Genomic DNA, 13,558 nt, shown 5'->3' with positions numbered 1-13,558 from the left:
TTTTCTGCTCCGGCTATGCAACAACGGGCGAGTCGGCAAATCGACAGCTTGGTTCCGTCAGGCTAAACAGGACGCCATGTTGACCATCGGCAAGCGCGACGCAAGCGGCACGACCGCGGGGGAGGCTGACCACGAACCGCGCGTGGCGATCGGCGAGGAGGACGGCGTTCTCGGCTGCGTCTTCTCGGGAATCTGGACGACACGGACCGTCGCGCTGATCGACGCCGACATGCGCAAGATCGAGAAGCGAAGTGGTTTCAAGACCTTGGCGCTCGATCTTTCCAAGATCGAGAAGATAGATACCGCCGGCGCCTGGCTGATCGACCGGCTGGTCAGTGCCTTCGAGAAGAAGGGCGTCAAGATCAGCATGCAAGGCCAGAGCGAGATTGCCAACATCCTGCTCGATGCGGTGGGCGAGGCCGTCCGGCGCGAACCCGAATCCGGTCCGGCACGGCCACCCAACATCATCATTCGCGCGCTGGAGGCGGTGGGCCGGCGCGTCTACGAGATGCGCGACGACTTCCTCGCCTCGATGAACATCCTCGGCGCCACCATCCGCGGCGCGCAGATGAAGCTCGGCCGTGGCCATGCCGTCAACCCGGCGGCGATCTTCAACCAGATCGACCGCATGGGCGTCGGCGCCATTCCGGTGGTGGTGCTGATGTCGGCGATCGTCGGCGCCATCGTTGCCCAGCAGGGTGCCTATCAGCTCAGCTATTTCGGCGCCGATATCTTCGTCGTCGACCTGGTCGGCGTGCTGATCCTGCGCGAACTCGGCGTGCTGATGACGGCGATCATGATTGCCGGCCGCTCCGGCAGCGCGATCACCGCCGAGATCGGCTCGATGAAGATGCGCGAAGAGGTTGACGCGCTGAAGGTCATCGGCCTCAACCCGATCGGCGTGCTGGTCTTTCCGCGCCTCGTGGCGCTGGTCATCGCCTTGCCGTGCCTCACCATCATTGCCAATTTCGCGGCACTCGGCGGCGGCATCGCCGCGGCTTGGCTGTACTCCGATATCGCACCTGCTGCCTTCATCGACCGGCTGCGCGTCGCCATCGATCTCAGCACCATTTTCGCCGGTCTGATCAAGGCGCCGTTCATGGCCATGATCATCGGCACGATCGCCTCGGTCGAAGGCATGAAGGTCGGCGGCAGCGCCGAATCGCTCGGCCAGCACGTCACCGCCTCGGTGGTGAAGTCGATCTTCGTCGTCATCATCCTCGACGGGCTTTTCGCCATCTTCTACGCAGCGATCGAGTTCTGAGATGGCGCTGCTGAGCAGAAAAAAAGCGGTCGCGATCGCGGACGAAACGGGCGAGGGCGACATTGTGCTCTCTGCGCACAACATCACCGTCTCGTTCGCCGACAAGCTCATCCTCGACAAGCTGTCGCTCGATATCCGGCGCGGCGAGATCCTCGGCTTTGTCGGTGCCTCGGGCGCCGGCAAATCCGTTCTGCTGCGCACCATTCTCGGCCTGACGCGCAAGCAGTCGGGCACGATCAAGCTGTTCGGCGTCGATGTCGAGAAGGCGAGCGACGTCGAGCGTCTGCGCGTCGACATGCGGCTTGGCGTGCTGTTTCAGCACGGCGCCCTTTTTTCGGCGCTGACGGTGCTGGAAAACGTCCAGGTGCCCATGCGCGAATATCTCGACCTGCCGCGAAAGCTGATGGACGAACTGGCGATGCTCAAGGTCGAGCTGGTCGGGCTGCCGCCGGACGCGGCGCAGAAATTTCCGTCCGAACTTTCCGGAGGCATGATAAAGCGGGCGGCGCTGGCACGTGCGCTGGCGCTCGACCCCGACATCGTCTTCCTCGACGAGCCGACATCCGGCCTCGATCCGATCAGCGCGGCGGAGTTCGACGAACTGGTCGTCAAGCTGCGCGATACGATGGATCTGACCGTTTATATGGTGACGCACGATCTCGACACGCTTTTCACCGCTTGCGATCGCGTCGCCGTGCTCGGCAAGAAGAGAGTGCTGGTCGAAGGCACCATTGACGACATGCTGAAGAGCGAGGAGCCGTGGGTAAAATCCTATTTCCGCGGAAAACGTGCCCGGCAACTTGATCTTGCGGCACGCGCATAGCCATAAGTGGGACAATGGAAACCAGAGCCAACTACGTTATTGTCGGCATTTTCACGCTGGCCGCGATCCTGGCGGCGTTTGCCTTCGTCTACTGGACGGCGGCGATCGGCGACAAGGGCGAGACCACGTTGCTGCGCGTGCGTATTCCGGGCTCGGCTTCCGGACTTGGCCGAGGCAGCTTCGTGCTGTTCAACGGCGTCAAGGTCGGTGATGTCAGGCGTGTCTATATCGATGTCGACAATCCGACCGTCGCCATCGCCGACACCGAGATCGATCGCCTGACGCCGATCACCAAGTCGACGCAGGCCGATATCGGCCTCGCCGGCCTCACCGGACAGGCCAATATCGAACTCAAGGGCGCTGACCCCAAGGAAGTAAAGCTCCTCGACCAGGCCGAGAAGGAAGGCAAGGTCGCCGAGATCGTCGCCAACCCATCGGCGGTGACCAACCTGCTGCAGACGGCACAGAACATCTTCTCCCGCGCCGACAAGGTTCTTTCGGAGCTTGAAGGCTTCACCAAGGACGTGCGCGGGCCGCTGACGCAAACGGTCAAGAACGCGCAGACTTTCTCCGATGCGCTGGCCAAGAATTCGGACGGCATCGACAAGTTCCTGTCCAGCGTCAGTGCGCTCTCCGACGAGCTGAAAGGCGTTTCCGGCAAGCTCGACGGCACGCTGAAAGCAGCCGAAGGCCTGCTCAATGCCGTCGACAAGGACAAGATCAAGAGCATCGTCGCCAACGTCGATACGGCAACCGCGAATCTCAAGCAGACGTCGACGCAGCTCGACGGCGTGATCAAGAATGTCGACACCGCGGTCGGGTCGGTCAACGATTTCGCCAAGCAGACGCAAGGCACGCTGGCCAAGGTCGACGGCGTGCTCGATGGCATCGATCCGGCGCAGGTGCGCTCCGCACTGGCCAACATCCAGAAAGCCAGCGAAAACGCCGACAAGGCCGCCGCCGACATCGCTAAGGTGACCGACAAGTTCGCCAACCGGGCCGACGACATCGACCAGACGATCAAGGATGCCAAGCAACTCGCACAGCGGCTCAACGATGCCTCGGTGCGTGTCGACGGCATCCTGGCCAAGGTCGACACCTTGCTCGGATCGGGGCAGGCCGACGGCGTGATGGCCGATGCCAGGGATACGCTCAAGTCGTTCAAGCAGGTTGCCGACACTTTGAATTCCCGCCTGGGCGTCATTACCGACAATCTGGCACGCTTCTCGGGCCAGGGGCTTTCGAATGTCGAGGCGCTGGTGCAGGACAGCCGCCGTTCGATCAGTCGCATTGAGGAAGCCGTAACGGATCTCAGCCGCAATCCGCAGCGCATCCTTTCGGGTGGCGATGGCGAGGTCCGGCAATTCGATGGCAGGGCGCGGCGTTGACTTCGGCTTCGGCACGCCCCAAGAACATGAGCCAAGAAAGCGGGTTGATCTTACGATCCGGGGACAACGGGGATCGCGCGTGAAGTCTGTGTGGGTGAGAACGGGCGGATTGACATCGGCTGCGGCACTGCTTGCCTTGACGCTAGCAGGCTGCGCTGTGTTGGGCGGCAAGCCCGCGCCGCTCGATACGTTCGAGCTGTCGGCGCCTTCGGTCGACGCGCATGGCCACAGCCGCCGACAAATCCTGATCGCGCAGCCGTCGGCACTCAAGGCGTTGGACAGCCAAAACATCGTCATCAAGCCCTCGGATCGCTCGATCCAGTATCTCAAGGGCGCGCAATGGGCCGACCGGCTGCCGCTGATCGTGCAGGCGCGGCTGGCCGAGACCTTCCAGCGTTCGGGCAGCTTTGCCGGCGTCGGCAAGCCGGGCGAGGGCCTGGCGATCGACTACCAGGTGATCGTCGAGGTCCGGTCTTTCGAAGTCCGCGTCGACGGCGGCGAGCACGCCGAGGTTGACCTGTTCGTGCGGATATTGAACGACCGCAATGGCGAGGTGCGAGCCTCCAAGAGCTTCACCGCATCGGCGCCCGTTTCAGGCAGCGGCAATCCTGCCTATGTCAGCGCGCTCGACAGCGCGTTTGGAGATACCGCCAAGCAGATCGTGCGTTGGACGGATTCGGTCATCTGAAGGGGTCAAATAGCGATGAGCCGGTGAGCCGAAACGGGTTAGGCCGCGTATTCGACAAGCGTGTGATCTTCACCGGCGAGTTCGTCCTCGATGATTGAGGCTATCGTTTCCCAATCACCTCCAGCCAGCCCTGCGCCAATTTTCGGGTACCCGATCCTCTTGCCTGTGAATTTGGCTTTGATGGCCTGCATGACTTTCCGGATTGCTTCGTAGTCTGCCCTCATGCCTGTTCCCTGCCAATGGAACTGCGTGTAGCCGTTGATGACATGGAACGTGCGGCCCTCTCGCCTGATCTCAGCAACGGACAGGCTTCCCAGCTTGGCCGGGTCGCCCTTCGGTGTTGCGCAGTCTGCGGCGTAAGCCTCGGGAAAACGCTGCTTTATCGAAAGACCAATTCCCTTGCCCATTTTGCACTGGCAGTTGCATCCGTGCACGATGACATCGAACTTTCCATCGAGTGCAAGCTGAAGCAGATCACCACGAATTGTCTGCATTGCCACGAAATCCCAGCCTCAATCCACAGCACTAGCATCCAACCAAATCGCGAGATTGGCGGCATTCGAAACGATCTTTTCAGGATTGGCTCCAAACAGAAAGGGCAGGTCGCCCTTTCTGTTTTGCTGTCCCGCCCTTAGTGCAGACGGCCGCTGGCATGGGCCAGCATGGTGTAGACCTTGCCGGTGTCCGACGTCAGGTAGGTCTGCGCCATGATGTTGTCGCGGTCGTTGCGCGAGACATCCTTGAGCAGCTTTTCGAAATCGTCGCAGTAGCGGTCGACGGCGGTGCGGAACTCGGCCTCCGCCTGATACTTGCGACGGATCTCGTCGAACGTCTGCTGGCCCTTCAGCGTGTAGAGCCGCCGCGTGAAGACGTCACGCTCGCCACGCCTGTAGCGGTTCCACAGCTCGATCGAAGCATCGTGGTCGATGGCCCGCGCGATGTCGACGGAGAGCGAGTTCAGCGATTCCACGACATGCAGCGGCGAGCGCTGGGCAGGAGCCGCGCGCGGTGCTTCCGCGGGCGTCGCCGGCCTGGCGTCCTCTTCGCGCGATGCCCCGGTCAGGAGATCGCGCACCCAGCCGCCCTGTGGCGTACGGGCGCCGGCATCTGCACGCTGGCGCGGTGCCGCCTCGGCCGGACGCTCCAGGTCGAGCGTGCCGCGCAGTGGTACGCCGCCCAACGGCGCCTCCGGTGTACGCAGCTCCGGCTGCGGTGCCGGTGGTGCACGCCGTGGTGGCTCGGCAGGGCGTGCGGCCGGCGCTTGCGGTGCCGGGCGCAGGTTGCGTTGCTCGGAGGCATCGCCGCCGCCGCGACCGGACTTCGCTACGATCTCGGAAAGCTCTTTCAGGGCGTTGATCTGCTCGGAAACGGCACGGCGGATGGCCGAGGTCGATTCCTTTGCCTCTTCCGGCATCTCGATGACGCCCTTCTTGAGCTCGGCGCGGGTAAGGTCGAGCTCGCTCTTGATCGAGCCCGCGGTGCGCCGCATCTCTTCGGTCGCATCGGCGAAGCGCTTGGTCGCCGAATCGACGACGTCGGTGATGGCGTTGCGGATCTTGTCGGCCGACTCCATCGTCTTGCCCTCGGCGTTCTGCAGCGTCTGGCCGACGAGATTTTCGAACGAGCGCATGACCCTTTCGAGATCTTCCGATTTCTTGACCAGGCCGACGGCGAGATCCTCGAGCGACGACTGCCTTTCGAGCGTGTGCTCGAGGTTGCTCTGGGCCGAGCTCAGCAGGTCCGAGGCGCTGGCCAGCAGGCGGCTGTGTTCATCGAACTTGGTGGCGATCGATGCGACTTCGCGCAAGGTAGACGACGACAGTTCCGTCAGCCTTGTGGTGTTCGAATCGACCAGCCGTGCCGAGCTGGCGAAGGTTTGCGCGGCCTTCTCGGTGGTGGCGGCGAAGCTTTGCGTGCTGCCGCTCAGACGTTCGTCGACCTGGCCGAGATTGACCGCGGCCTGCTCGATCAACTGACCGAGCTGCGAGCTGGACGTGGTCATGCGGCCAATGAGATCGGCGACGCTGTCGGACAGGGACGAACGGGCGCCTTCGACCGCCGACAAGGTCTCGGCGGTGCGGTTGGCGAGCGCGTTGACAAGTGCGGCATTCTCGCTGCGCAGCTTCTCGGTGGCGCGTTCGGTGACCTCTTCCATGCTCTTTTGCAGTTCCGAGCCGCCCTGGGCGAAGCGCTCGACCAGCGGCCGCGCGGTTTCGTCGAGGATCTTCGACATTTCGGCCGAACGCGCCGCGAGCATGGTGTTGAGCTCGCGGGTGTTGGCGCCGATCGTCTTGGCGGCGTCGTTGGTGCTCTGGCCGATATGCTGGCCAACCGCGGTGAAGGTCTCCGCGATCACATTCGCGCGCGAGACGAGTTGCGCCTCGGCATTCGCCACCTGTTCGTTGATCCTTTGGCCCATCGTCTCTGCCGTGTAGGCGAGGCGGTTCTCGACGCCTGAGACCTGCTCTTCGACACGAGCGGCGGCCGCCGCCGCGCTCGATGCGAGCCGCTCGTCGGCGCCGGTAAGCGCCTGCTCGATTTCGCGGGCATGCACGGCCATTTCCTGACCGGTCCGCCTCGCACGTTCGGCGACCCTCTGCTCGGTGTCGGTAAAGGCGCCGACGATGGTCTCGGCATGCTCGCCGATCGTCGACGAGCTGCTGGCGATGCGCGACACCAGACGCTGATCGGCTTCGTCGAAGATGCGGCCGATTTCCGACGCACGGCTCGACAGCGCTTCCGAACCTTCGGCGATGCGCGAGACCAATTGCTGGTCGGCGGCATCGAAGATACGGCCGAGATCCGATGCTCGTGCGGCAAGCGCCTCGGCAGATTCCCCGATGCGCATACCGAGCCGCTGATCGGCGCCTTCGAAGTTACGCAGGATGTCGCCTGCGCGGGCGGCCAGCGACTGTGCGGTTTCAACAGCGCGGGCGACCAGCTTCTGGTCTGCCGCATCGAACGCGCCGGCAATCTCGGCCGCACGGGTGGCCATATGGTCGGCGGTGTCCTGGGCCCGGGCGGCTAGCTGATCAGCGGTTTCCTGGGCGCGGGCGGCGATCCTCTGGTCCGCCACGTCGAAGGTACCGGCTATCTCGCTTGCACGAGCGGCCAGCTGGTCAGCGGTTTCATGGGCGCGGGCCAGCAGGGAGCTGGAGGTGTCATCCGCGCGGGCAAGCAAGGCGTTCGACGTATCTTCCGCACGGGTGTGGAGGCGACGATCGGCCTCCTCGAAGGTGCGGGCGATGTCTTCGGCCCTGGCCAGCAGGGCGGCGGAGGTCTGCTCGGCGCGCTCGGCGATCTTGCGGTCGGCGTCGCTGAACGCGGCACCGGCCTGCTCATGCAGCGTGCTGGTGACTTCGAGGACCTTTTCGCGCAACGCGCCGGCTACGAAGACCGCACTCTTCTCGAGCACGGCTCGGACGTTGTCGACGCCTGTCGAGAGCGCACGCTCCATGGTGCCGGCGCGCTCCTCGATGACACCGGTCTGGCGGCTGAACGCCTGCTCGATCTTCTCGACATCGGCAGCGATCGCGGCAGAGATATCGGTGCTCCTGGCGGCGATCTGGTCGATATGGCCCGACAGCGAGCGGTCGACGTCCTGGCGGGTCTCGGCGAGCTTGCCGAGATCGTCTTCCAGCGCCCGGGCCAGCATGTTGCGGCCTTCCGACAGCTTGCCGACATGTCCGGCGATGATGTCGTCGATATCGCTGCGGCTTGCGGAAAGCTTCTGCAGGTCGGCTTCCAGCGCACGCTTGAGGATATCGCGGCCTTCGGCGAGCTTTTCGACCTGGCCGGCGACCAGTCCGTCGATGCTGGAGCGACTTTCCGCCAGCTTGGCGAGATCGTCTTCGAGAGCTTTCGACAGGGTCGAGCGCTCGCCGACAAGTCTTTCCGAATGGCTGTTCACCAGGCCGCTGACGTTTTGGAGATCAGCCTCGAGTGCCCGGGCGAACTGCGCCCGGTCATCGACCAGTTTCTGCGACTGGTCGGCAACGGTGCTCGTGATCGCATTGAGGTCGGCTTCCAGCGCGCGCCGCAGGATGTCGCGGCCTTGCGACAGCTTCTCGACTTGACCGGCAACCAACCCGTCGATGCTGGAGCGGCTTTCGGCCAGCTTGGCAAGATCGTCTTCGAGCGCCTTGGACAGGGTCGAGCGCTCTCCGACAAGCCGTTCCGCATGGCTGCCTACCAGGCCACTGACGTTTTCGAGATCAGCCTCGAGTGCCTTCGACAACGTCGAACGATCCTGGGCGAGCCGTTCGGAGTGGCTGTTGACAAGGCTGTTGACGCTTTCGAGATCGGCCTCGAGCGCACGGGCGAACTGTGCCCGGTCATCGACCAGTTTCTGCGACTGGTCGGCAACGGTGCTCTGGATCGCATTGAGGTCGGCTTCCAGCGCACGCCGCAGGATGTTGCGGCCTTCCGACAACTTCTCGACCTGGCCGGCGACCAGCCCGTCGATGCTGGAGCGGCTCTCCGCCAGCTTGGCGAGATCATCTTCAAGCGCCTTCGACAAGGTCGAACGATCCTGAACGAGCTTGTTCATGTGGTCGGCGATGACGCTGTTCACATTCTGCAGGTCGGCTTCCAGCACCCGCGAAAGCTGCCCGCGATCCTCGGCGAGCCTTTCCGACTGGCTGGCAATGACGCCCTTGATCGTGTTCAGATCGGATTCCAGCGCCCGCTTGAGAATGTCGCGGCCTTCGGCGAGCTTCTCGACCTGGCCGGCAACCAGGCCATCGATGCTCGATCGGCTTTCGGCCAACTTGGAAAGGTCAGCCTCGAGCGTCTGCGACAGCAGGCTGCGATCCTCGACCAGCCGTCCCGCATGGCTGTCGATCAGGCCGCGTATGCTGGACAGATCGTTGTCGAGCGACTGGGAAAGCTGCGTGCGGTCGTCCGCCAGCTTGGCGGAATGGGCTTCGATCAGGCTCTTGATGCCGCTGATGTCGTTTTCCAGTGCCTTGGCGAGTACGGCGCGACCCTCGGCGATCTTCTCGACCTGGCCGGCGACGAGACCGTCGATGCTGGCGCGGCTGTCGGACAATTTGCCGAGATCGGCTTCCAAAGCGCGCGACAGGATGCTGCGGCCCTCGGCCAGCTTGCCGACGTGCCCAGCAACCATTTCATCAATGATTGTACGAGCTTGTACCAGTTTCCCGGAGTCTTCGTTCAAGGCAGCAGAGAGTCTGTTGCGGCCTTCTTCCAGCCTTTCAAGATGGCCGCCGAGCGACGCATCGATGGCCGCCCGCGATTCATTGACCTTGCGCAGATCCTCCTCGAGGGCGCGCGCGATCAGGCTGCGGCCTTCGGCCAGCTTCTGCACCTGGTCGGTCACCGCGGCATCGATGCCAGCGCGACCTTCTTCGAACTTCGCCAGGTCGGCCTGCATGGCCTCGGCCATGCGCTCGCGGCTTTCCGAAAGCTTGCGGCTGTGGTTTTCGACGGCTTCCTCGATGCCGGCGCGGGCATCGGCGAGCCGCTGAATGTCGCTATCGAACGAACGTGAGACGACGTGACGTGCGGCTTCCATGCGGCCGGCGAAGTCGCTGGCGCGGGCTTCGAGCATGGAGGAGGTCGAGGTGACGATGTCGGCCATGTCGGCACCGATCTGGGTCTTGCCCTGATCGATCATCGCCGACAGCGTGTCCTTGCTCTCGGCAAACGTGTGCGCGATTTCGCGGGCACGCTCAACCAGCGTCTCATTGATCTGGCGGGCGCGGGCCTCGAGCGCCGCGTTGAGCTTCTGCGTTCCGGTGTCCAGCGCCTCGGCGCGGGTTTGGAACTCACTGATCAGCGCCTGGCCGCGCTCGGCGAGCGTCCGCTCGATGCCGTTGAGGCTGGCCTCGAATTCCGAATTGAGGGTGCGCGCGGCACCGCCGAGCAGAGACACCATGCCGGTGGTGCGATCGTCGAGGAGATCGGTCAACGACCGTGTCAGGCCGTCGGTGGTGTCGGTCAGTTTGGCTATGCGGGTGTCGAGAAGGCTGGCGAAGGCCTCGCCCGAGGTCGACAGCTTGTCGGTGATCGTATCGAGCCGGCCTTCCACCGAATCGAAGATCGACAACGAGCTTTCATTGATGCGGTCGATGAGCGTGTCGCCGGAATTGGTGATCGTCATCGAGAGTTTGGTAGACGCATTGAGGATGCTGTCGCGGATGATGTCGGAGGCGGCGCCGATCTCGTCCTTCAGCGTCTCATGCGCGCCGGTGATCGAGGCGCGGACGCGCTCGGCATGGCTGACGACGGCTTCACGCTCGCTGCCGAGCCCGTCGACCAGCGAACGGATGCGGGACTCATTCTCCGAATAGGAGCGCTCGATCTGGTTGACTTCGCTGTGGACCAGCGTTTCCAGTTCGACGGCGCGGGCAAGCGTGCGCTCGATGCCTTCGCCCATGGCGGCGACTTCGCGACGAACGGCCTGGCCGATCATCATGACGCGATCCTGGGCAAGGTTTTCCGGCTCGGTCAGGCGGAAGGCCACTTCGGTCATCGACTGGGCGGCAATGCGCATTTCCTGAGCGCGGCGAATCATCGCCGCGAAGGCCCAGAACAGAATGACGGGCACAATTGCCGCAACTGCCAGACCGATCAGTTCGGGACGGGCGAGAAACTGGTCGAGCGTGCGGATTCTCCAGATGCTCGGTCCGAAAAGGAGGTTGGCCAGACCGCCTGCACCGGCGAACCAGGCGAGCGAGACAAAGGCAACGACCCAGTAAATGGTGTTCGAGGCACGCCTGTTGAGGCTGTGCAGCAGCGTCTTGTAGTCCTTCTGGCGATCGTCGTTGGCTGGCGCGAAACCCGCGGGCTGGGCGCCATTGCGTGTTTCGACGGGGCGCAACTCGGCGGGCTTAGGCTGGGGCGCGGGTTTCGTGGCCTCACTGCGCGCGGTCTGGCTCTGATTGACCGCTGGGGCCGGCTTATCGTTGCGTCCCTCGCGCGCCAGTTCGTCGGCGGCCTGCGATATCTGCGCTTCCAGATCTTCCATCGAAGCCGCGATGTCGAGGTCGCCGGCATCGCTGCTGAGGTCTAGATCAAGCGCCTTTTCCAGTTCCCTGGCCACATCGTTGTCGAGAGTTCTCGTCGTCGTTGTTTTCTTTGCCATGCCTACTACCCTGTACTAGCTGCCGCGGCTTATTATTCTGTTTTTATCGTACCCCGCGCAGGAGGCTGAAAATGGACCCCTCGTATCGTAATGACACAGGGGGGTAAAGAAAACATGCATTCCGCGAGATACGTAAAACTTTAAATATAAGGTTAACGGAAGCGTGATTTCGGCGCCGCTTTCGCAACATTTTTCCCGGCCACTCATTAACCCGTTGTCCACTGGAATCGCCTAGTTTTTCGGGCGATCGAAGAAACGGAGTTCGAGTTCATGCGTGGCGAAAGCGGCATTGCCTTCTCAATGCCCGGGGGCGACGTATCCGGACCTAGGCGGTCACGGCCGGTCGATTTGGCACACCTTGCCCGCCAGACCATGGGCGACCGCAGCCTCGAGCAAGAGGTGCTGGCGCTGTTTGTACAACAGGCCCTGTCGGTGCGCGAGAAAATAGTCGATGCCGACATCAAGGACCGGCTTCTGCTGGCGCATGGGCTGAAGGGTTCGGCACGCGGTGTCGGTGCCTTTGCCATCGCCGATTGCGCCACCGAGATCGAGCACCGGCCGGAAGACAACCAGACGCTCGGGCGGCTTGGCGCGCTGATCGACGAAGTGCGCGATTTCATCGCCGCCATCAGTCGCTGAACCCGGTTTGCGGAAAAACGTCACCGAGCGGCGCTTTCGCGCGCAGTTGACTTGTCAGCCGGAGTGATTATCTCGGCTGAGACTCCCTTCAGGTGACAAATGACCAAGCTGACTTTCATCGCCCATGACGGCACACAATTCGACATGGACGCCGAGAACGGCTCGACGGTCATGGAGAACGCGATCCGCAACGCGGTGCCGGGGATCGAGGCGGAGTGCGGCGGCGCCTGCGCCTGCGCGACCTGCCACGTCTATGTCGACGAGGGATGGACGGCGCAAGTCGGCGAGCCGGAAGCGATGGAAGAGGACATGCTGGACTTCGCCTACGACGTTCAGCCGAACTCGCGGCTGTCGTGCCAGATCAAGGTGCGCGATGCGCTTGACGGTTTGGTCGTGCGGGTGCCGGCCCGCCAGGGCTGAGACACTGATTATTGCCGGCTACTGCTTGGCAGCGGCGGATTGCTCATGCAGTGTCGCTCGGGTTCCGCTACAGCGCCGCGCGTCCTCTTGGACGCGCAAAGGACGCTGTAGCACTTTTATTTGGGGCATGATCCTTTCCGAAAATCGATTACGATTTTCGGGGTCATGCGCAGCGAGGCACACCGCATGGCCGACATCACCAAGACAGACGTCCTCATTGTCGGGGCAGGGCCGGTCGGCCTGTTTGCCGTGTTCGAACTCGGTCTGTTCGACATGAAGTGCCACCTGATCGACATCCTCGACCGGCCGGGCGGCCAATGCGCGGAACTCTATCCGGAAAAGCCGATCTACGACATTCCAGGATGGCCTTCGATCTCGGCGCAGGGACTGGTCGACAAACTGCTCGAGCAGATCGCGCCGTTCAAGCCTGACTTCACCTACAACCGCATGGTTTCCAGCCTGGAAAAGCTGGAGGACGGCAGCTTTCGCGTCACCACCGACGAGGATGAGGTGTTCGAAGCCAAGGTCGTGGTGATTGCCGCCGGCGGCGGTTCCTTCCAGCCCAAGCGGCCGCCGATCCCGGGCATCGAACCCTATGAAGGCAAAAGCGTCTTCTATTCGGTACGCAGGATGGAAGATTTTCGCGGCCACGACCTTGTCATTGTCGGCGGCGGCGATTCGGCGCTCGACTGGACGCTCAACCTGCAGCCGGTGGCCAAGAGCGTGACGCTGGTGCACCGGCGGCCCGAATTCCGCGCCGCACCCGACAGCGTCAACAAGATGTATGCCATGCAGGAGATGAAGCAACTCGATTTCCAGGTCGGGCAAGTGACCGGACTGACCGGCGCCGACGGCCATCTCTCATCGGCTGTCATCAAGGGACCGGACGGCGATATTGAGGTGCCTTGCACGCGCATGCTGCCGTTCTTCGGCCTGACCATGAAGCTCGGGCCGATCGCGGAGTGGGGGCTCAATCTGCACGAGAGCCTCATTCCGGTCGATACCGAGAAGTTCCAGACATCGGTGCCCGGCATCTTCGCGGTCGGCGACATCAACTGGTATCCCGGCAAGCTGAAGCTGATCCTGTCGGGCTTCCACGAGGTGGCGCTGATGGCGCAGGCGGCCAAGCGCATCATCAGCCCCGGCGAACGCATCGTGTTCCAGTACACGACCTCGTCGACCAGCCTGCAGAAGAAGCTCGGCGTCGTCGACTGAGCCGCTGGATCGA

The 13,558-nt window shown here is 63.1% G+C and carries 9 protein-coding genes; 7 read left to right on the top strand and 2 right to left on the bottom strand.

The window, feature by feature from the left end; genetic code table 11:
• The first annotated feature begins 76 nt into the window (after positions 1 to 76).
• The 4 genes from AC0ZT5_RS04380 (at position 77) to AC0ZT5_RS04365 (ending at position 4,163) form a co-directional block, all read left to right on the top strand.
• Positions 77 to 1,264 (top strand): ABC transporter permease, encoded by a 1,188-nt coding sequence (locus AC0ZT5_RS04380; protein WP_488495422.1) that lies wholly within the window; start codon positions 77 to 79, stop codon positions 1,262 to 1,264.
• A gap of 1 nt (position 1,265) precedes the next feature.
• On the top strand, positions 1,266 to 2,087 hold the full coding sequence (locus AC0ZT5_RS04375) for an ABC transporter ATP-binding protein (protein WP_477415816.1): 822 nt from the start codon (positions 1,266 to 1,268) through the stop codon (positions 2,085 to 2,087).
• A gap of 14 nt (positions 2,088 to 2,101) precedes the next feature.
• Positions 2,102 to 3,475 carry an MlaD family protein gene (locus tag AC0ZT5_RS04370; protein WP_488495421.1) on the top strand — a complete coding sequence of 458 codons (1,374 nt, stop codon included), beginning with the start codon at positions 2,102 to 2,104 and terminating at the stop codon, positions 3,473 to 3,475.
• 79 nt (positions 3,476 to 3,554) lie between these two features.
• Positions 3,555 to 4,163, top strand: a complete 609-nt coding sequence (locus AC0ZT5_RS04365; protein WP_477288919.1) for an ABC-type transport auxiliary lipoprotein family protein — start codon at positions 3,555 to 3,557, stop codon at positions 4,161 to 4,163.
• 38 nt (positions 4,164 to 4,201) lie between these two features.
• On the opposite strand, the gene AC0ZT5_RS04360 is transcribed toward AC0ZT5_RS04365, so the two are convergent.
• Together AC0ZT5_RS04360 and AC0ZT5_RS04355 are read right to left on the bottom strand one after the other, a co-directional pair.
• Complete coding sequence (locus AC0ZT5_RS04360) at positions 4,202 to 4,657, bottom strand: macro domain-containing protein (RefSeq protein WP_488495420.1); 456 nt, start codon at positions 4,655 to 4,657, stop codon at positions 4,202 to 4,204.
• Positions 4,658 to 4,794: 137 nt separating this feature from the next.
• Positions 4,795 to 11,271, bottom strand: coding sequence for a kinesin (locus tag AC0ZT5_RS04355; RefSeq protein ID WP_488495419.1), 6,477 nt, complete (start codon positions 11,269 to 11,271; stop codon positions 4,795 to 4,797).
• A gap of 270 nt (positions 11,272 to 11,541) precedes the next feature.
• On the opposite strand from AC0ZT5_RS04355, the gene AC0ZT5_RS04350 reads away from it, so the two are divergent.
• The 3 genes from AC0ZT5_RS04350 to AC0ZT5_RS04340 all read left to right on the top strand — a co-directional run bounded on the left by AC0ZT5_RS04350 (position 11,542) and on the right by AC0ZT5_RS04340 (position 13,545).
• The gene (locus AC0ZT5_RS04350) at positions 11,542 to 11,910 is read left to right on the top strand and encodes an Hpt domain-containing protein (RefSeq protein ID WP_457150771.1); all 369 of its coding nucleotides are present in this window, start codon (positions 11,542 to 11,544) and stop codon (positions 11,908 to 11,910) included.
• A 99-nt stretch (positions 11,911 to 12,009) separates the two neighbouring features.
• On the top strand, positions 12,010 to 12,330 hold the full coding sequence (locus AC0ZT5_RS04345; protein ID WP_488495418.1) for a 2Fe-2S iron-sulfur cluster-binding protein: 321 nt from the start codon (positions 12,010 to 12,012) through the stop codon (positions 12,328 to 12,330).
• Between the two features lie 186 nt (positions 12,331 to 12,516).
• Entirely contained in the window at positions 12,517 to 13,545 is a 1,029-nt protein-coding gene (locus tag AC0ZT5_RS04340) for an NAD(P)/FAD-dependent oxidoreductase (RefSeq protein WP_488495417.1), read from the top strand.
• The last annotated feature ends 13 nt before the right edge of the window (positions 13,546 to 13,558 follow it).

This window comes from Mesorhizobium sp. CNPSo 4670, from assembly GCF_057784235.1.
The sequence above is the reverse complement of the archived record's forward strand: the minus strand, read 5'-3'. Positions and strand labels throughout refer to the sequence as shown.

What these genes read in the sequence shown, in the direction of transcription:
- AC0ZT5_RS04380 (WP_488495422.1), top strand. Translation starts at nt 77, where the DNA reads ATGTTGACCATCGGCAAGCGCGACGCAAGCGGCACGACCGCGGGGGAG.
- AC0ZT5_RS04375 (WP_477415816.1), top strand. Translation starts at nt 1,266, where the DNA reads ATGGCGCTGCTGAGCAGAAAAAAAGCGGTCGCGATCGCGGACGAAACG.
- AC0ZT5_RS04370 (WP_488495421.1), top strand. Translation starts at nt 2,102, where the DNA reads ATGGAAACCAGAGCCAACTACGTTATTGTCGGCATTTTCACGCTGGCC.
- AC0ZT5_RS04360 (WP_488495420.1), bottom strand. Translation starts at nt 4,657, where the DNA reads ATGCAGACAATTCGTGGTGATCTGCTTCAGCTTGCACTCGATGGAAAG.
- AC0ZT5_RS04355 (WP_488495419.1), bottom strand. Translation starts at nt 11,271, where the DNA reads ATGGCAAAGAAAACAACGACGACGAGAACTCTCGACAACGATGTGGCC.
- AC0ZT5_RS04350 (WP_457150771.1), top strand. Translation starts at nt 11,542, where the DNA reads ATGCGTGGCGAAAGCGGCATTGCCTTCTCAATGCCCGGGGGCGACGTA.
- AC0ZT5_RS04345 (WP_488495418.1), top strand. Translation starts at nt 12,010, where the DNA reads ATGACCAAGCTGACTTTCATCGCCCATGACGGCACACAATTCGACATG.
- AC0ZT5_RS04340 (WP_488495417.1), top strand. Translation starts at nt 12,517, where the DNA reads ATGGCCGACATCACCAAGACAGACGTCCTCATTGTCGGGGCAGGGCCG.